At 64.8% G+C, this 19,621-nt stretch carries 13 protein-coding genes; 3 read left to right on the top strand and 10 right to left on the bottom strand.

Translation table 11 applies throughout. From position 1 onward, the window contains the following. Window positions 1-217: 217 nt before the first annotated feature. The 3 genes from ACE10W_RS37055 (at window position 218) to ACE10W_RS37045 (ending at window position 5,348) form a co-directional block, all read left to right on the top strand. Window positions 218-3,274, top strand: a complete 3,057-nt coding sequence (locus tag ACE10W_RS37055; protein WP_304553923.1) for an AAA family ATPase — start codon at window positions 218-220, stop codon at window positions 3,272-3,274. A gap of 339 nt (window positions 3,275-3,613) precedes the next feature. After that, window positions 3,614-4,819 carry an OpgC domain-containing protein gene (locus ACE10W_RS37050; RefSeq protein ID WP_304548908.1) on the top strand — a complete coding sequence of 402 codons (1,206 nt, stop codon included), beginning with the start codon at window positions 3,614-3,616 and terminating at the stop codon, window positions 4,817-4,819. A gap of 40 nt (window positions 4,820-4,859) precedes the next feature. Further along, window positions 4,860-5,348 carry a DUF2059 domain-containing protein gene (locus ACE10W_RS37045; RefSeq protein WP_304548907.1) on the top strand — a complete coding sequence of 163 codons (489 nt, stop codon included), beginning with the start codon at window positions 4,860-4,862 and terminating at the stop codon, window positions 5,346-5,348. A gap of 33 nt (window positions 5,349-5,381) precedes the next feature. On the opposite strand, the gene ACE10W_RS37040 is transcribed toward ACE10W_RS37045, so the two are convergent. The 10 genes from ACE10W_RS37040 to ACE10W_RS36995 all read right to left on the bottom strand — a co-directional run bounded on the left by ACE10W_RS37040 (window position 5,382) and on the right by ACE10W_RS36995 (window position 19,548). Next, on the bottom strand, window positions 5,382-6,494 hold the full coding sequence (locus tag ACE10W_RS37040; protein WP_011090598.1) for an ABC transporter permease: 1,113 nt from the start codon (window positions 6,492-6,494) through the stop codon (window positions 5,382-5,384). Window positions 6,495-6,496: 2 nt separating this feature from the next. Further along, the gene (gene rbbA / locus ACE10W_RS37035; protein ID WP_304548905.1) at window positions 6,497-9,259 is read right to left on the bottom strand and encodes a ribosome-associated ATPase/putative transporter RbbA; all 2,763 of its coding nucleotides are present in this window, start codon (window positions 9,257-9,259) and stop codon (window positions 6,497-6,499) included. Continuing rightward, window positions 9,256-10,323, bottom strand: coding sequence for an HlyD family secretion protein (locus ACE10W_RS37030; RefSeq protein WP_304548903.1), 1,068 nt, complete (start codon window positions 10,321-10,323; stop codon window positions 9,256-9,258). Before ACE10W_RS37030 ends, rbbA begins: the two co-directional genes overlap by 4 nt. A 208-nt stretch (window positions 10,324-10,531) precedes the next feature. Beyond that, window positions 10,532-12,028, bottom strand: a complete 1,497-nt coding sequence (locus tag ACE10W_RS37025) for a sugar ABC transporter ATP-binding protein (protein WP_304548901.1) — start codon at window positions 12,026-12,028, stop codon at window positions 10,532-10,534. Then, window positions 12,025-13,122, bottom strand: a complete 1,098-nt coding sequence (locus ACE10W_RS37020) for a hypothetical protein (RefSeq protein WP_028173768.1) — start codon at window positions 13,120-13,122, stop codon at window positions 12,025-12,027. Before ACE10W_RS37020 ends, ACE10W_RS37025 begins: the two co-directional genes overlap by 4 nt. Further along, window positions 13,119-15,242: an SMP-30/gluconolactonase/LRE family protein gene (locus ACE10W_RS37015; RefSeq protein WP_028173769.1), complete on the bottom strand. Its 2,124-nt coding sequence runs from the start codon at window positions 15,240-15,242 to the stop codon at window positions 13,119-13,121. Before ACE10W_RS37015 ends, ACE10W_RS37020 begins: the two co-directional genes overlap by 4 nt. An 80-nt stretch (window positions 15,243-15,322) precedes the next feature. Continuing rightward, entirely contained in the window at window positions 15,323-16,339 is a 1,017-nt protein-coding gene (locus ACE10W_RS37010) for a sugar ABC transporter substrate-binding protein (RefSeq protein WP_304548898.1), read from the bottom strand. A gap of 43 nt (window positions 16,340-16,382) precedes the next feature. Further along, on the bottom strand, window positions 16,383-17,354 hold the full coding sequence (locus tag ACE10W_RS37005; RefSeq protein WP_011090591.1) for an ABC transporter permease: 972 nt from the start codon (window positions 17,352-17,354) through the stop codon (window positions 16,383-16,385). Between the two features lie 20 nt (window positions 17,355-17,374). Next, window positions 17,375-18,127 (bottom strand): TetR/AcrR family transcriptional regulator, encoded by a 753-nt coding sequence (locus ACE10W_RS37000; protein ID WP_011090590.1) that lies wholly within the window; start codon window positions 18,125-18,127, stop codon window positions 17,375-17,377. Window positions 18,128-18,342: 215 nt separating this feature from the next. After that, a complete protein-coding gene (locus ACE10W_RS36995; protein WP_304548894.1) occupies window positions 18,343-19,548 on the bottom strand; it encodes an ABC transporter substrate-binding protein in 1,206 nt (401 codons plus the stop codon). Window positions 19,549-19,621 lie beyond the last annotated feature (73 nt).

Genomic DNA, 19,621 nt, shown 5'->3' with positions numbered 1-19,621 from the left:
GCCAACCTGGCCTCGCCGATATATGCCCCATCTTTGCTGGGATTTGCGTACGCTACCACTCAGGACTGTGTTTCGTCCAGATCGCCAACCGCACCGCGCCCCGCTAAACGGCGATGGGCAAGTCCGATTTGCTAAGCGGTTCTTGATAGGTATTCTTACCACGAGTTGCTCGCGGGCGCTGGACGACAGCGACGCCGCGATCCTTGAAGGCGCAGGAATGCATTGCTTCGCGTGTCAGTCGGCGATTGATCCCGACGATAGCTGGTGCTCCAAGTGTGGGGCGGCGGTACGTCGGCGTGCTGATCCCGACAGCGAGCGGCGGTTTGTGACAATTCTCCGAGCCGACGTCATCGACTCCACAGGGCTTGTTGCCGAACTGGAGCCGGAGGAGGCCGTCTCGCGCCTGGAGCCTGCGCTGGCGGCCATGAGGGGCGCGGTACGCCAGTTTGGCGGCATCGTCAGCAAGGAGTTGGGGGACGGCTTGGCGGCTGTCTTTGGTGCCCCGATCGCCGACGACAACCATGCGCCGCTGGCCTGCCATGCGGCCATCGAGCTAGTTCGGCGCGTTGGCCGTCTTGGCGATCCCGGACTTCAGGTTCGGGTCGGCCTCCATTCGGGGCACGTCGTCGCCTATATGGTCGCAAGCGAGTTTTCCAAGGTCTACGAGATCGGAGGCGCCGCTCAGCATCTTGCCGCGCGGCTGGAGGCAGCGGCCGAGGCCAATCAGATCTACGTGTCGGAAGCCTGCCAGAAACTCGCGGATGGACATGTCCGATTCGAATCCCTGGGCCTCAAGGTGCTGCGCGGCTTCAACGAGCCGCTGCCGGTCTACCGTGTCGTCGGAGCGAGCGACCTTTCAAGCTGGCGGGTGCGACGTGCGCGGAGCGTTTCGCGGTTTGTCGATCGAACGACCGAGCGGGCCCTGTTGGGACGTGCCGCGGAGAGGTCCAGTGCAAGCCGGCAGACGGTCCTTCTGATCGGCGATGCAGGCATCGGAAAATCGCGGCTCGCACATGAGTTCGCCCAGGAGCTCAAGGCCGATGGCTGGCGGTTGATCGACGCCGAGTGCAGCCCGAACCTTCAGGGCGTGCCGTTCAGCGCGCTCAAGCGCATTATACTTTCGATCTCCGAAGTTACCGCCAGAGATTCGGATAGTCTGGTCGACATCCGACAGGAGTTGCAGGCAATCCATCAACTCGCGATCGATTCCATATTGGATATTCCGGTCGAGGATCCTCGCTGGAGCGAGTTGGAGCCTTACGCGCGCGCGCGTGCCATTTCCGATGCAAGTTGCGCCATCGTTCAAGGCTTGGCCTTCCAGCAGCGCACCGTTCTTCTCATCGAGGACCTGCACTGGATCGACCGAGCCAGCGATGCGGTTGTTGCTGCAATCGCGTCGTTGCAGAGCCCCAACCTGATGGTTTTTCTCACGAGCAGGCCGAACGGCATGCCTGAGTGGATCGCGCGCTGCCACGCGGAAGTGATTGCAATGCGCCCCCTGGATGACGATTCGGGATTGGCCATGTTGGCCGATATGCTCGGACCGTCGGCGACGAACACCGATTTGAAGAACCGTATCATCTCTCATACGGCCAACGTTCCCCTGTTTCTCGAGGAAGTCTGCCGTGGACTGAAAGATAGTGGCACGCTTCGCGGTCAGTGGGGTGACCTTGCGCTCGTTCGACCCATTGATGAGCTCGGCATCCCCACCAGCATTCAGGGCGTGATTGCGGCGCGGCTCGATCGCATTTCAAGGCAGGAGCGCTCGGTTCTCCAAATAGCGGCGGCGCTGGGGCCGCGCTCAAGCGTGATGATGCTGCGGAACGTCGCGGCGCTGCCCGAAGACGTCTTCCAGGATTGCCTTGGAGCGCTCGACCGAGCCGAGCTCCTCGTGAGGATCGATAGTGAACTTGAGGACTCGATCGAGTTCCAGCACGAGATGGTCCGCCAAGTGACCTACGAGTCGATGGTCGAAAAGGTGCGCGAAAATATACATGCGCGAATTCTTGCGGCCTTCGAAAGCGACGAGACATGGAGCGACGGTCCTGACACGCTTTGCTACCACGCAATGCGCGCGAAGGATTGGCTGAAAGCGTTCGGGTACGGGAGGGGGGCCGCGCGGAAATGTCTTGTGCGCTCGGCATATGCCGATGCGGTCGACTATTTCGGGATCGCGATGAGTTCGCTCGACAAAACACCGATGACTCCTTCGCGGGAGGCAGATGCAATTGACCTCCGGATGGAGGCGCGAATGGCATTCATCTGGTCCGGTCAGGTTGCCGAGTGGATCGATCTCGGAAAAGAGGCCGAACGCCGGGCCAGTGGAATTGACGACATCGGAAGAAAGGTCGCCGCCATGACCGTCATGGCGGGTGGACAGAATTTCTACGGAACGCCAACTGAAGCGGTTGCGCTCGGCCGGGAGGTCGTTGGCCTCGCCGAGAAGTCAGGCAACCCGGGTTGGCGCAACCTTGCACAATACAATCTGGGACAGGCCTATTTTCTCGCCGGTCGATATCGCGAAGCGGAGCAGACGTTGGCGCGAGGCCGCGCTAATCTCATGGGACCGGAGGCAAGCGCGCCCTTCGGTACGCCCCCAAAATACACGCTCCTCCTCTGCTGCATGATGAAAAGCTTCACCCACACCGTGATGGGCGAGCTCGATGTCGCCGAGCAGCTCCAGCAGCAGGCCGCGGCGATCGCGGAGGAGACGGGCCGTCCCTATGACCGCGTCGCGGCGGCCTATAGCGGCGGGTGGCTGAAGCTCGGCCGCAACGATCCGGCGGCGGCCGCCGCCATCCTCGAAGAGGGTTTCGTCCTCGCGCAGAAGCATGGCATTCGGCTGTTCGTGCCGGTGCTCGCCTGCCACCTCGGCATCGCCTATCTCGAGCAGGGTCTGTTCGATCGGGCGCGCGGCATGCTCGGCGAGGCGCGCGAGGAGGCGAAGGCGGTCGGCTATACCTCGGCGGTGCTGCGCAGCTCGATCTACCTGGCGCTGGCAACCCGCCGGCTCGGCGACGTCCAGGCCGCGCAGAACATGCTGCGCGAGGCGCGCAACACCGCGCGGCAGCAGGGGTTTGCCGGCCTCGAGGCCGAAGCCCTGTTCGGCGAAGCCGTGGTGACGCCGCCCTCCAGCGAGGAGAACAAGGCCGCGATCCTTGCCGCCCTGCGCGCGGCGATCGCGATCGCCTCCGACAGCGGCGCGCTGCCGCTGAAGCAGAAGGCCGAGGCGATGCTGACCGGGATGCTCGCCCGGGGCGACGAGCTCGCCTGACCCCTGCCTCTCAATCCGCCTGCCGTGCGATCGTACCGCCGGGGGACCTTCTTGCCCGACATATCGTTTTTATTTTGTAGTAATCACAATGGCTTATCGTGTCACTTCTACTGTGCATGGGGTTGTTTTCGATGTTCTAGTGGGATGGCCGCCGGTTCGGCGCGGCCCGGCGGTGGTCCCCGCCGCCCGTGATGACGAAGTCCCTTGCGCGGGCACCTGGGTCGGCTACCGTTGGCGGGAAGCTAGCCGCAGGGCCAGGTGATCTTTTGATTCGCGTTTTTTAGCATTGCATTTTGTCGGCGCCGCCACGGCGCGACGCCCACCGGAAGAGGCGGGGCCATGATCACACGGGACCAGTCAGCACTGTTGGCGCCGGTCGAGCGCGACCTGCGGCTCGACCTCTTCCGCGGCATCGGCCTGTGGATGATCTTCCTCGACCACATCCCGCACGACGTCGTGGCCTGGCTGACGCTGCGCAATTACGGCTTCAGCGACGCCGCCGAGTTCTTCGTCTTCATCTCCGGCTATCTGGTCGGCTGGATCTACGGGCCGATCATCGCGGGCGGCTGGTTTCTCGCCGCGCTCAAGCGGCTGTGGCGTCGCGCGGCCGAGATGTACGTCGCCCACATCATGTTGTTCCTGCTGTTCACGGCGCAGATCGCGCGCACCGCGCGCCGCTTCGACAATCCGATGTACGAGCACGAGTTCAACGTGTTCAACTTCCTGTCGCATCCGGACGAATTGATCGGGCAGGCGATCGTCCTGAAATACAAGCCGGTCAATCTCGACGTGCTGCCGCTCTACATCGCGCTGGTGTTCGCCTCGCCCTTCATCGTCTGGTGCCTGGTGCGGCGGCCGAACCTGACCCTCGCCGCCTCCGTGGTGCTCTATGTGCTGTCGCGCTGGTTCGACTGGAACGTCGCCTCCTATCCGCCCGGCACGAAATGGTACTTCAACCCGTTCTGCTGGCAGCTGATGTTCGTGTTCGCGGCCTGGTGCGGCATCGGCCAGATCGGGAAGATCGCGACATGGGTGTGGTCGAAGGCGGCGATGACGTTAGCTGCGGCCTGGCTCGCCTTCGCGCTCCTGATCGTGATGACCTGGCACGTTCCCGCGCTCGAGGCCCTGATCCCGAAATGGATGATCAAGGCGATCTACCCGATCGACAAGACCGATCTCGACATGCTGCGCTTCACGCATTTCCTGGCGCTGGCGATCTGGGTCACCCATTTCATCTCGCGCAAATGGCGGTCGCTGCACACACCCTGGCTGCGCCCGGTCATCCTCTGCGGCCAGCATTCGCTGCCGATCTTCTGCCTCGGGGTGTTCCTGTCGTTCTCCGCGCACTGGATCCTGACGCAATACACCAAGGGCGTCTGGGAGCAGCTCGCCGTCTCCGTCGTCGGCATCGTCATCATGATCGGCGCCGCCTGGCTGCTCGATCGTGCCGAACGCGTGCCCAGCCTGTTCGTGAAGGTGACGGAGGTCGAGGATTCCGAGCCCGAAAGCGCTCCGGCCGCGGCCGGGGCGCCCGCGAGCCGTTGAAAGCATCGTGGCGCCAGCTCGCCTTCTCACGGAGAGGTTCATGTCCAGACGTTTGTTGACGATCGCCGGCACGCTCCTGTTCCTGGTCTGCGGCGCGTCGGCGCAGGCGCCGCCGCCGGAGGCGATGAATGCAGCGCGCAAGCTCGTCGTCACGCTGAAGATTGCGGACCAGTATCGTACGCTGCTGCCGCAGCTCCTGCTTAAGCTCAGGCCGGTGGTCGCCCAGGACAGGCCGGAGATCGAGCGCGACTATGATGCGCTGACGGCGCCCGGCGCCGAGATCTATGCTCCGTTCGTCGCCTCGATGATCGATCAGATCGCGGCTCTCTACGCCGCCAGCTTCACCGTCGATGAGCTGCGCCAGATCGAGGCGTTCTACGCCCAGCCCGTGGGACGAAAATTCCTGGAGAAGTCGGATGCGCTGGCGCAGGCGAGCATGCAGATCGGCCAGGACGTCGGTCAGAAGGCGGCCGACGAGCTGAAGCAGCGCCTGATCGAGGCGCTGCGGCAGAAGGGGCACAAGCTTTGAGGCCGGGCAATACGCTCGGGCCGCGCGTCGTGCCTAGGCCAGAAACGCGCGAAACCGGCGCTGCGCGATCAGGAAGAAGACGACGCCGATCAGCGTGAGCGCGACGAGCTGCGGCCAGACGGCCTCCAGGCCCGCGCCGCGGAACAGGATCGCCTGCGCGAGCATCACGAAATGCGTGTTGGGCGCCGCCAGCATGATGTCCTGGACGAATTGCGGCATGCTCTCCCGCGGCGTCATGCTGCCCGACAGGGTCTGCAGCGGCAGCAGGATCATGATCAGCAGCAGCCCGAACTGCGGCATCGACCCGGCGACGGTGGCGAGGAAGATGCCCATGCTGGTGGTGGCGAAGAGCTGAAGCGCCGCGCCGACGAGGAACAGCGCCACCGAGCCATCGATGGTAACCGCCAGCCACCCCTTGACCACGAAGATGATCGACAAGGCGGAGGCGATCAGCACCACCGCTCCCATCGACCAGATCTTGCTCACCATGATTTCCAATGGCGTGACCGGCATCACCAGCAGGTGCTCGATCGTGCCGTGCTCGCGCTCGCGGATCAGCGCTGCGCCGGTCAGGATGATCGAGAGCATGGTAATCGAGGTGATCACGTGGTCGATGGCGCCGAACCAGGACTTCTTCAGTTCCGGGTTGAACCGCGCCCGCAGCGCCAGCTCGATCGGTGCGGCCTGTGCATTGCGCGTGTGCGCCAGAAATTCCGCGATCTCCGCGCTGACGATCTGCTCGACATAGCCGCCGCCGTTGAAGGCCTGCGAGATCCGCGTCGCATCGACGTTGAGCTGTATCGCGGGCGATCTCCGCGCCAGCAGGTCGCGCTGGAAGTCCGGTGGGATGTCGAGCGCGAAGGTGTCGAGACCCGCGTCCATCCGCCGGTCCATCTCGTATTGCGAGATCAGGCGCGGCTCGGAAAAGTAGGGTGGCGTGAACGCCATCTCGATGCGGGTCGATATCGGCGAATGGTCTTCGTCGACGATGGCGATCGCGGCGCGGTTCAATGTTTCCGGCAGTGCCTTGGCACCTGCATAGACCGCCAGCGTGAAGGAGTAGACGATGAGCACGAGCAGCATCGGGTCGCGCACGAGGCCGCGCAATTCCTTGATGCCGAGCTGAAGCACGTTGTCGATGCGCATGGTCAGCGGGCCTGTTTCTTCAGCAGCATTGTGCCGGCTGCCACCAGCACCGGGATCATGACGGCGAGCGCCAGGAGATCGTTGTGGAGAGTCTCGAAACCGAGGCCCTTGGAGAAGGTGCCGCGCGAGATCGTGACGAAATAGGTGGTGGGATAGAGCCGCCCGACCAGTGCGCCCAGTCCCTGGAGCGATGAAACCGGATCGATCAGCCCGGAATACTGGATGGCCGGGATCAGCGTGATCAGCACCGTGCCGAACAGCGCCGCGATCTGGCTGTTCATGAAGGCCGAGATCACCAGCCCCATGCCGGTCGTGGCGGTGACATAGAGCAGGGCGGCGAGCGCATAGGTCGGAAAGCTGCCGGTGAAGGGCACGCCGAAGACGGCGAGCGCGAAGCCGACGAGGAGCAGGAAGTTGCCGAATGCGAGCACGACATAGGGCAGTTGCGTGCCGAGCAGGAATTCCAGCCGCGTCACCGGCGTCACGTAGAAATTGACGATCGAGCCGAGCTCTTTCTCTCGCACCACCGCGAGCGCGGCGAGCACCGCCGGAATCATGATCAGGAGCAGCGGAATGATTCCGGGCGCCATGGCGACGACGCTTCTGACGTCGGGATTGTAGCGGTAGCGGAGCTCGAGCCTGTAGGAGCCGGCGATCGCCGCCTCGCCATAGAGCTCGCGGCCCTTCTGCGCGAGCCAGGTGGCGTGGATCGCCTGGGCGTAGGAGCGCAGCGTCTCGGCGCGGGTGGGGTTGGCGCCGTCGACCCAGGCGCCGATCTCGACATGGCGACCGCGGCTGACGTCGCGGCCGAAGCCGGGCGGCAGCTCGATGGCGAGGCCAATCTCGCCGGCGCGCATCCGGCGGTCGAGATCGGCGTAATCCGTGATCGGAGGCTTTTCGGTGAAGTAGCGCGACCCCGCGATCTGCAGGCTGTAGTCGCGGCTGATGGCGCTGTCGTCGCGGTCGAGCACGGCGAAGGTCAGGTTCTCGACGTCCATGCTGATGCCGTAGCCGAGCACGAACAGCAGCAGCACGCTGCCGAGGATCGCGAGCGTCGCGCGGATCGGGTCGCGGCGCAGCTCGAGCGCCTCGCGCCGGGAATAGGCCAGCATGCGGATCGGATTGAACGTCGCGCTGCTGCGCTTGCGCGGCGGCGTAGCGGTCGCAGCCGGCGCGGGCGATGCGGCCGCAGGCGGGCCGGCTGCATCCGCCGTGTCAGCGATCGCCTCTTCGAGGCAGGCGATGAAGGCCTGCTCCAGCGTGGCGGTGCCGCGCGCGGCCACGATCGCGGCAGGCGTGTCCGACGTCAGCACCTTGCCCGCGTGCATCAGCGAGATCCGGTCGCAGCGCTCGGCCTCGTTCATGAAATGGGTCGAGACGAAGATGGTGACGTTGTCCTTGCGCGAGAGCTCGGCGAGAATCTGCCAGAAGCGGTCGCGGGCGACGGGATCGACGCCGGAGGTCGGCTCGTCGAGAATGAGGATGTCCGGCGCATGGATCATGGCGACCGCCAGCGACAGCCGCTGCCGCAGGCCGAGCGGCAGCGCGTCGGACACCTCCGCAAGATCGAACCGGGTGATCATCTCTTGGATGCGCGCGGCGATGGTCTCCGCCGACAGCCCGAACAGCCGCGCATGCAGATCGAGATTCTGGGCGACCGTCAGCTCCGAATAGAGCGAGAAGCCCTGCGACATGTAGCCGATGCGGCGGCGCACGGACATATCGCCGGCATCGATCGCATTGCCGAACAGTCGCGCATTGCCCTCGCTCACGGGCAACAGGCCGGTGAGCATCTTCATGGTCGTCGTCTTCCCGCATCCGTTCGAACCGAGGAAGCCGAAGATCTCGCCCTTCCTGATGCGGAAGCTGACATCGTCGACAGCGACGAAGTCATTGAAGCGCCGGGTCAGGTGGTCCGCCTCGATCGCGATCTCGTCATGGTCCGCGCTGCGCGGCGGGATGACGACGCCGGTGTGATTGCCGCGATCGGCCTCCGGCAAGAGACGGATGAAGGCGTCGTCGAGCGTGTCGGCGCCGGTCTGACGCTTGAGCGCGGCAGGCGTTCCCGTCGCCAGCACGCGGCCGGCGTTCATCGCGATCAGGAAGTCGAACTGCGCGGCCTCCTCCATATAGGCGGTTGAGACGATCACGCTCATGCCGGGCCGGCTGCTCCGGATCGAGGCGATCAGCTCCCAGAACTGGCGCCGCGACAAGGGATCGACGCCGGTGGTCGGCTCGTCCAGGATCAGCAACTCGGGATCGTGGATCAGGGCGCAGCACAGGCCCACCTTCTGCTTCATGCCGCCGGAGAGCTTTGCGGCCGGGCGGTCGGCGAAGGGGGTGAGCCCGGTGTCGCGCAAAAGGCCAGCGATCCGTCTGCTTCGTTCCGCCTTGTCGTGTCCGAACAAGCGGCCGAAGAAGTCGATGTTCTCGAACACCGACAACGTTGGATACAGATTCTTGCCCAGCCCCTGCGGCATATAGGCGATATCAGGGCAGACCGTACGGCGATGGCGCGAGCTCGCCATGTCGCCGCCAAGCACATGGATGCGTCCCTCTTGGATCTCGCGAGCGCCGGCGATCAGCGCGAGCAGGCTGGATTTGCCGACGCCGTCGGGTCCGATCAATCCGATCATGCAGCCGGACGGCAGGTCGAGGGTAATGCCATCCAGCGCGCGGGTCTTGCCGTAGCTCAGGCCTACGCCTTCGAGATGCACCACGCTGCCGGGCCCGGCCGGTGCGTCGGCTGCGGCAGTCGCGCTCATCGGGTCACTTTGATCTTGAGATTGTCGGGCCATTGCGCGGCCGGATCGAGCTGCACATAGGCCATGCCGGGCAGGCCGGTCTTCACATGTTCGATGTGCTGGCGCAGCAGCTCGGGCGCGATATGCGCCTTGATGCGGAACATCAGCTTCTGGCGTTCCTCCTCGGTCTCGACGGTCTTGGGCGTGAATTGCGCGACGTCGGCGACGAAGGTGGCCTTGGCCGGGATCACGTATTGCGGGATGGCGTCGAGCACGAGGCGGACCTCGGAGCCGATCGCGACGCGGCCGGCATCCGCGGTCGGCAGGAAGAATGTCATGTAGACGTCGCCGAGATCGACCATGTTGAGGACGCGGCCGCCGGCCGCGAGCACCTCGCCCGGCTGCGACACGCGATACTGGACGCGGCCTTCGCGCGGCGCCTTCAGCACACTGTCGTTGAGGTCGGCGTTGATGCTTTCGATCGCGGCCTTGGCGGCGTCGACCGAGGCGCCGGCATCGATCACCATGGCGCGGGCGGAGCTGATCGCCGCCTCTGAGGCCGCGACCTGGGCCTGGGCGGCGGCAAGTGCCGCCTTCGCCGTGGCGTTGGCCGAGCGGTCGTCGTCCAGCACCTGCTGCGACACCGCATTCGTCCTGATCAATTGCTCGGAACGATCGAGCTTGCGGCTGGTGGTGTCGAGCTGGGCGATGCGCTGGTCGACCACGGCCTCCGCAGCCCTGCGTTCGGCCTCGCGCTGGTTCACCAGGCTCTTCGCGGTCTCGACATTGACGGATGCGCGCTGGAGCTGCGCTTCGGCCTGGCGGCGCTGCGCCTGCAATTGCTCGGTGTCCATCCGCGCCAGAACCTGGCCGGCGTTCACGAAATCACCTTCGTTGACCAGGATTTCGCGGATCCGGCCCGGCGTCTTGGTGGCGATGTCGATCTCAACCGCTTCGATGCGGCCGTTGCCGCGGGCAAAGCCCGCCGGCAGCGTGTTGGAATCGCGGTGCTGCCAGTAGTAATAGCCGCCGCCTGCAAGCAGGATGGCGATCGCGGCGATGACGCGGCCCGGAGTGAAGTTCATCTGTTCATAACACCGCGCCGCGGCGCCCACATGTTGAGACACGAATGGCCGGCCGCTACGGATATCTCCGAGGTGGAAGCCGCGCAGCCGAAGCCGGTCCAACATTGCCGCGATTTTTGCAGCGCAACTTGATGCAGATCAGATTGCGCGACCGTTGCCTCTGCCCAAGGTTCAGGCAGTCGGCTGGCCCCGAGCGCTCTGGCGGCGCCTAGTGGATCGCCGCGTACATGATCTTTTCCTCGGTCGCGTCCAGCGCGGAGAATTCCTCCACGACCTTGCCCTGGCGTGAGACCAGGATGCGGTCGGACAGCGCCATGATCTCGGGCAAATAGGACGAGATGACCACGACGGCCTTGCCCTCGTCGGCCAGCTGGTTGATCAGCTCGTGGATCTCGACGATGGCGCCGACGTCGACGCCGCGGGTCGGCTCGTCGAAGATGATCAGGTCGGGCTCCTGCACCAGCGATTTGGCGATCACGACCTTCTGCTGATTGCCGCCGGACAGCTCGACCACCTTGCCGTGGTCGCCGATGGCGCGAACCCCGAGCTTCTCGATCCAGGTCTTGCCGATGGTCGCGGTTTCCCGCCGCGACAGCATCATGCGGCCCTTGGGAAACTTCGACAGAAGCCCGAGATAGATGTTGCGCGCGATCGAGGACGTCTCGAAGAAGCCCTCGACCTTGCGATCCTCGGTGACATAGGCGATGCCGGCCTTGACCGCCGGTGCCGGCACCCGGTAGCGCACCGGCTTGTCGTGCAGCAGGATCTCGCCGCCGTGGAAGAAGTCGCGCTTCAGCACGCCGGAGACGATCTTGAACGTCTCGGTGCGGCCGGCCCCGACGAGGCCGAATACGCCGGTGATCTGCCCTGCGAACACCGACAGCGAATTGTTCTTCACCATCGGCGCCATCTTCAAATTCTGCACCGTGAGCACGCGCGCGCCGGCCGGCCGCACGCCGCGCTTGCGTGCGCCGTAGAGCGTGTTCGACAGGTCGCGGCCGACCATGGCCTGTACGATCGCGGCGCGGTCGAACCTGGCGGCGTCGTCGGTCACGACATGCTTGCCGTCGCGCAGGACCGTGATGCGGTCGGCGAGCAGCAGGGCCTCTTCCAGGGCATGTGAGATGAAGACGATCGAGACCCCGCGCTTCCTGAGGTCGCGGACGAGGTCGAAGAAGTATTTCTTCTCCTCCGGCGTCAGCGACGCGGTCGGCTCGTCGAAGATGATGACCTTGGCGCGGTGCAGAACCGCGCGCGCGATCTCAACCATCTGCTTCTTGGCCGCGCCGAGACCGCTGACCGTGGCGGTCGGCGTGACGTCGAAATTGAGCGATTGCAGAAACTGCTGCGCGGCGATGTAGATTCCGCGCAAGCGGTTATAAAACTTCTCCTGCCCGAGGAATAAATTCTGCGCCACCGTCATGGTCGGCACCAGGCTGTTCTCCTGGAACACCATGGCGATGCCGAGATTGCGTGCCTCCAGCGGCGTCCTCGGTGCGACGTCCGCGCCGTCGACCGTCATGGCGCCCGAGGTCAGCGTCACCACGCCGGCCATGACCTTGGTGAGCGTCGACTTGCCGGCACCGTTCTCGCCGACCAGCGCGTGGATCTCGCCGCGGCGCAGGTCGAAGTCGACCCCGTCGATGGCGGGAACGCCGGCGTAGAGTTTTGTCGCCTTGCGCAGCGAGAGCATGATGTCGCTCATTGGCAAAACTCCTCGGCAAGGCCGGCCAGCGGCAGTCGCAGGACACGGCCAGGTCCCTTGGCGATCAGGACGAGGTCGTCGCCCATCTCGATGGCCGCAACGATTCCGTGATTGACGCCGTCAACCCGGCTGTGCAGCGAATAGAGCGGCTGGCCATCGGGGTTGAGACGGATGACGAGTCCGTAGGATCGCGGCGGCGCCCACGGCTTGATGACGCCCATGGTCTTGATGTGCGCGCCCTGCATCGGCTCCTTGAACGAGAGGCCTGAGCGCAGGCGCGGGGCAACCCAATACGCCGGATCGATCTCCGTCATCATGCGGCGGCGATAGGCCGGCTCACGCAGCACGAACTCGATGAGCTGGGTGCGCGCGGTGAAGGCGGTGAGCCAGTAGCCGCCGCCCGCGGCTCTTGTCAGTCGCGACGGATAGACGGGCAGGTGGGCGAGCACGATCCGGGGCGATGCGCCCGGCGTCACCAGAACGAGGCGGTGGCGCCAGCTCTCGCTGACCAGCACGCCGTTGCCATGCGCGCAGGCGCCGAAGGCATGGCCGAGCCCCTGGGCCAGCGCCGTCACGGATTTGCTGCCGGGATCCAGCCTGAACACGCGGCCGCTCCGGTTGAGCTCCATCAGGTCGCGCGCCCAGTCGTCGACGCCGCATGTCGCCGAGCCGTCCGTCGCAATCAGCGTGTTGTCGCCCGCTGGCGCGAGCGCGTTGACGGCATTGAAGGCGGCGTCGGTGAACGTCACGCTTGGCTGTTCGGCCGAAGGGCTTGCATAGAGACGCACCTCGCGTCCCCCGAGCGCCACGGCAAGGCCGCCTTCGGGAAGGACACACAACGCCGAGATCGGCCGATCGAAGGTGCGGATCTCCGAGGGCGAGCCGCCATTCAGGCACATCAGTCGCGGACCGTCCGCAATGAAGAGGTTGCGGCCATCGGTGGCGAGGTCCTCCGGCGCCTGGCACGTCAGCAAGGTGTCGGCGGCTTCCAGCTTCTGGTTGGGCTTCAAGGCACCGTCGAAGGACGGCACCGTGATGGTGGCTTCGCCGCGCCCGAGAAAGCGGTTGGCGAATTCCCTGACGGCTGCGATCACGACAGCTTCCCCCACCGCTTGTCATACTGGACGAAGTCGGGATCGGCGTTGTCGAGCTTGTAGCGGCCGATCCGGTTGTTGGCGATGCCGCCGAGATAGAGGTAGCCGCGATGCTCGCGCATCGAGGTGATCATCGGATGGTTTTCACCGCGCAGGTCCCAGAACGATTCGAGGATCTTGCCCTGCTCGTTGAACTTGACCACGCAGCCCGTGTTGATGTTGGGGAACAGCCACTCGTCGACCGGCACACGCTTGGCCATGCGACGCCGAAAGCCGGGCATCTTCCAGGCGAGGTCGAGCGAAGGGCTGCGCATGCCGACCAGCGCCAGCCAGTAATTGCCGTCGGAGGCGAGGTTGATGTTGTCGGGGTAGCCGGGGAGGTTGTCCATCACCACCTCGACCGCGCCCTTCTTCGGTCCTGCGAACCAATAGCGCTTGATCGAGCAGCCAAAGGTCTCGGCGAACAGGATCGACTGGCCGTCGCTGGCCACGCAGATGCCGTTGGGAAATTTGAGGCCGCGCAATTCCGTCCGTGTCGCGCCGGTCCTGGTGTCGTAACAGATGATGCGGCCGTTGCCCCGCGCCTCGAGGCCATCGATCGGCCACTCGTCCATCTCGTAGCGCACGGTCGCCTCGGAGAAGAAGATGAGGCCGTCGTCGGTGATGTCGAGGTCGTCGGCGAGCCGAAGGCGGCTGTCGTCGTTGACTGAACGCATGCTGCGGTTGGTCTCGTCGGTCGCCTTTTCCACGGTGCCATCGGGCTTGATGCGATAGAGCCCCATGCCGCCGATGCAGATGTAGAGATTGTCCTCGCGATCGAAGGCCATGCCGAGCGGCTGGCCGCCGATATGGGCGAATACTTCCATCTTCTGATAGTCGGGCGCGAGGAAGCGGACGATGTCGCCGTGGCGCGAGCCCGCATAGAGGTTGTCGTGGCGATCGAGGATGACGTCCTCCGGCGCCTCGATGCGGCCAAGGCCGATCAATTCGACGTCGCGCAGCTTGTCGTTCTGCTCGAACGGGCCGCCCTGCCCGATCTCGGTCGGGGGAGGCGGCGGCAGCGCGTGGTAGGTCGGGGCGACGTAGACCTTGCTGATGATGCGCGTCCGATTCTTCTGCCAGCGGATGTCGACCATCGCGGCGACGAGCAGGATGCCGGCGAGCGCCATCCGGTTGACGCCGCCGCGCGCGTTCATGGTCGTGAGACCATTGGTGATCAGGAGCACGATCAGGACCCCGACCGCGGATTTGGCGACCGAGCCCTTGCCGCCGCCGAGCGTGATGCCGCCCAGCACCGTCGCGGTCAGCACGATCACCTCGAGGCCGACGCCGATGTCGCCGCCGACGGTGCCGAGCCGGGAGGCGAAGAACAGCGCGCCGATGCTGGTCAGCACGCCGCTTGCGACGTAGCAGAGCGCGATCGTGCGACGGACGGGAATGCCGGAATTGTACGCCGAGCGGCGCGAGCCGCCGATCGCGGTGATATGCCAGCCCGGCCGCAGCCGCGTCATGAAGATATGGCCGAAGATGGCGATGACGATATAGACCAGCGCTACGGTCGGGATGCCGAAGATGCTGCCGCCGCCGATGAAGTCCCAGGACGGGATGTCTGGGAAGGCCGAAGCGATGGCGTTGGAGTAGCGCTGGATCAGGAGGTCGTAGGCCGAGCGGTAGATGATCAGGGTGATCAGCGTGGTGATGAAGGCGCGCAGCCGCAGATAACCGATCAGGACGCCGTTGACGGCGCCGAGCAGCGCACCGCAGAGCAGCGTGGCGGCCACCACCGCCGGGACCGGCCAGCCCAGCACGTCGAGCAGATAGAGCGCGCAGAAATCCGTCAGTGCGAAGATCGAACCGACGGACAGATCGATGCCGCCGACGATGACGACCAGCGCCAGCCCGAGCGCGATGAAGCCGATCTCTCCGGCCTGGCGCGCGGTGTCGGCAAGGCTCGCCGGCGACAGGAAATTGTCGATGGACCGGCTGAGCGCGAGGCCGACGATCAGCAGCAGGATGACCGGGATGGCCGTCTCGGTCCATCGCTTGGACAGGATTTCGCCGAGCAGATGATCGGGCCAGTAGCGGTAACGCAGGCTTGTCAGGGTGTCGCGCATCGGCATTCCGGCGGGGCATGGAAGATGTTGGGAGCGAGGCCCCCGAGACCGCAACGGCCCAGGGGACCTCGAGCGTCAGCGTCGAACTATTTCTTGAGGTCGCTGAGATTCCAGCAGGCGGTCTGGCTGTCGGCGTTCTCCTTGGTGATCGGAATCAGCGTGGTGTATTCCGAGCCCTTGACGGAGCCGGGCTTGACGCCCGACGACAGCAGCCATTTGATCGTGCCTGCCATCTGTGCCGCCTGGGTCGGCACGTCGTAGCTCATGTTGAGATCGAACGCGCCCGACTTCACCAGTTCGCACGCGCCCTTGCGTTCGCCGCCGCCCGAGGTGGCCAGGAATACCTTGCCGGTGAGCCCGGCTTCCTTCACGGCCGCCGCCGTGCCGATATCCATGCCGTCCCAGAAGCCGACGATGCCGCAGAGATCGGGGTTCTGCTTCAGCACCGTTTGCGTGATCGCCTTGGCCTTGGCGGCGTCCCAATCGGCGGCCTGGCTCGACACCACCTTGATCTCGGGATGCTTGACGAGCACGTTCTCGACGCCTTTGAGCGTATAGGCGCTGGCGGCCGCCGACAGCGCGCCCTGGATGATCGCGATCTTGTTCGATTTGCCCTCGCAGGCCTTGACCACGCCTTCGGTCTGGCGTTCGCCGATCTCGACCCAGTTGGCGCCGACGAAGGCGGAGCTCCGATAGGCAGAGCCCATGTTGATCTGGATGACGTAGATGCCTTCGTTCTCGGCGCGCTGGAGCAATTTGGCATAGGTCTGCACGTCCGGATTATGGACCACCATCACCGCCGGCTTCTCCGAGATCAGCGAGGTAACGGCCTGCGCGCCGGCATTGGTGTTCCAGTTGGCGTCGCGGATCACGAACTTGACGCCGAGCGGCTCGAGCTCCTTCTTCAGGCCGGCATACCAGCCCTCGGTGAGGTCGAAGTTCATCGCGACCGGAACATAGGCCACGGTCTTGCCGGCCAGCGCTTCCTTGAACGGCTTCTGGAACGGCTCGTCCAGGCCCTGCTGGGCCAAAGCCGGTGCGGTCATGGCCGCAAGGCCCAGTGCTGCAACGATGGCCCTTGTCGGGCTGCCGAGATGCTTCATTGCTTCCTCCTTGGTTGTGGTTGTCGTTATCTCGTTGGGTCGGTCAGATGTCGCCCTGCTGCGCCGTCTCCTCGTTGCGCGGATTGAGGAAGGAATCGGTGATGACGGCGAGCAGCAGAACCACGCCCTTGATGAGATTCTGCCCGGCGTAGGAGATGTCCATGATGGTCATGCCGTTGAGCATCGTGCCGATCAGGAGCGTGCCGATCACGACGTTCAGGACGCCGCCGCGGCCGCCCGATAGCCCGATGCCGCCGAGCACGACGACCAGAATGACGTCGTAGATGAGCGTGGAGTTGAAGATGCGGGTCGGCATCGAGTTGACGGATGCAGCCAACACGAGGCCGGCGAAGCAGCCGATCAGGGCGGCGATCACATATTGCAGGACGATGATCGGGCGGGAGGGAATGCCGGTGACGCGCGCGGCGAAAGGGTTGTCGCCGATCGCATAGATATAGGCGCCCCAGCGCGTCTGGCGCAGCAGGAAAGCCACCACGATGCAGGCGATCGCGAACATGATGATCGACGTCGGGATGCCGAGGATCGTGCCCTGTCCGAGCCGCTCGAAGCCGTCCATGCCGGGGCTCCACTGCACGACGTCGAGCTGGAACAATGCGGCCTGCCCGAGACCGGCGAGGAGCAAGCCGGTCGCGAGCGTCGCGAACAACGAGGGAACCTCGGCGTAGGCGATCAGCCAGCCATTGACGAGTCCGAAGGCGATCGTCAGCAGCACGGCGGTCAGGAGCGAGGCCGGCAGCGAGTGGCCGTTCTGCACCATCTGCAAGACCAGCCCCGGCGGCACGGCGAGCGCGGCGATCAGCGAGATGTCGATGCCGCGTCCGATCACGACGATCGCCATGGCAAGGCCGAGGATGCCGAGCACGGAGACGTTCTGGAGCAGCGTCAGCATGTTCTCCGGGGTGAGAAAGCCGCGCAGGAAGATCGAGAATACCAGGAACAGCAGCGCGAAGACGGCGAAGACGATCTCTTGCTGATTGAACCGGAAACGCTTCATCGCCTGGCCCTTCCTGCGGACTATGGGTGCGCCATCTGCTTTGGCCGCGAGCGTGCCCTGGCGGACGAGCGTCCGTTGGCGCGGGTGCCACTCGACAAGGCGGCGCTCACGAAGTTGCCGACGCCATCGATGTATCCGTCGATCGACGTGCCCCGTTTGCGGTACTTGGCGCGCTTGACGTACCAGTCCTGCAGCAGCGGCTTGATCAACGACGCCGTGAGCCTGACATGGTCGATCGTGAAGGCGCCGCTGGCGACGCCCTGCCTGAGGACGTCGGCGATGATCTTCTCGGTCATGGCTTCCATGTCGATCGCGCGCTGACGTTCCGCCGGCGGAAAGGACTTCGCCTCCATGAAGGCGAAGACGAACCAGGGCTGCATCGCCTCGCTCATGCGGATATGGGTCGCGATGATCCAGTCGAGGTGCCTGTGGGCGTCATTCCTGACGTCGTCGGGAGGCGCCGTCAGAACCTCGGTCGCCGTTGCCGCGACCTCGCCGAGGATCATCGACAGGAGCCTGGGCTTGCTGTCGATATACGTATAGAGGCCGCCCATGCTGAGGCCGGAGGCCTCCGCGAGCTGGCGCAGCGTCGTGGCGTGAAAGCCCTGCTTGTTGGAGAGGGTGAGGGTTGCGCCGATGATACGCGCGAGATTTGCGACGGCAAGACGTGGCTTCTGGACGCGGATTGAGTCGCGGTGACGTTCCAGAATGCGCGTGCACAGCGCTTCCGTCGAGAACGCGTTCGTCCAAGGTCGTCGGCGCGCGAGATTCACGCTGCCTCCCCAAATTTCTTCCCGGGTCTTTTGGCGTTGTTGTTGATCCAGGCGTGGGCTTTACACCCTTGTCGTCATTCCTAGCGCAGAGAGTGGCCGTCGGGAAAGGGGGCGGACCAGAATTTCTGAGAGAGCGCTCGCTCGTTTTTTCCGTGCAATGCAATGCCGTGGACCTGCCCCGCGACGGAAGGCAGGTCCCCGATGCGCGCAAAGCGCTACTTCAGCAGCGGGCAGCCGCCGTCCTTCAGCGGCCGGAAGGCCTGGTCGGCCGGGACTTCGGCGAGCAGCTTGTAATAGTCCCACGGACCCCTGGATTCCTCGGGCTTCTTCACTTGGAACAGGTACATGCTGTGGACCATGCGGCCGTCCTCGCGCAGTGTGCCGTTGTCGGTGAAGGCATCCCTTACCGGCAGCTCGCGCATCTTGGCCATCACGGTCTTGGTGTCCCTGGTGCCGGCGGCCTGCACGGCCTTGAGGTAATGCAGCGTCGCGCTGTAGGTCGCGGCCTGGTTCATCGTCGGCATCCGCTTGACGCGCTCCAGAAAGCGCTTGCCGAAGGCACGGGTCTTGTCGTTGAGGTCCCAGTAATAGGCCTCGGTGATGATCAGCCCCTGCGCGAGCTTCAGCCCCAGGCTGTGCACGTCGGAGATGAACATCACGATCGCCGCCAGGTTCTGGCCGCCGGCGACGATGCCGAACTCGCCGGCCTGCTTGATCGCGTTGATAGTGTCGCCGCCGCCATTGGCAAGCCCGATGATCTTGGCCTTGGAGGCCTGGGCCTGGAGCAGGAAGGACGAGAAGTCGGCGGTGTTGAGCGGATGCTTGACGCTGCCGAGCACCTTGCCGCCGGCGGTCTTCACCACGTCGCCGGTGTCGCGCTCGACCGAATGGCCGAACACGTAGTCGGCGGTGAGGAAGAACCAGGTGTCGCCGCCGTTCTTGACGATGGCGCTGCCGACGGTGTGGGCGTTGGCATAGGTGTCGTAGGTCCAGTGCGCGGTGTAGGGCGAGCAGGATTTTCCGGTGATGTCGGAGCTCGCCGCATCCGTCACGATCATGATCTTCTCGTACTGCTTCGACAGCTCCATCACGGCGAGCGCGGTGGCCGAGGTCGGCAGGTCGATGATCATGTCGACGCCCTCGGTCTCCCACCATTTGCGGGCGATGGTGGAGGCGACGTCGGGCTTGTTGAGCACGTCGGCCGAGACCATGTCGATCGGCTTGCCGAACATCTGCCCGCCAAAATCCTCGATGGCCATCCTGGTGGCCTCGACGTTCCCCATACCGCCGATGTCGGAATAGACCGAGGAGAAGTCGGAGAGCACGCCGATCTTGAGCGGGGTCTGCTGGGCGGGCGACGGATTGATGAAAAGCGCAGACAACAGCCCGGCCGCAAGGGCGGCGCGTGCGATCCGATACATGACATTTCCCCCGATCCTTGTAGTTGGTGCGCCAGATTAGATTGCCCCGGCGAAGGGGCAATTCTTGCGTCAT

The sequence above is a fragment of the Bradyrhizobium sp. B025 genome (assembly GCF_042257955.1).
Taxonomy (GTDB): Bacteria; Pseudomonadota; Alphaproteobacteria; order Rhizobiales; family Xanthobacteraceae; genus Bradyrhizobium; species Bradyrhizobium diazoefficiens.
Note: the sequence above shows the minus strand (reverse complement) of the source record. Positions and strands in the feature narration are given on the sequence as shown.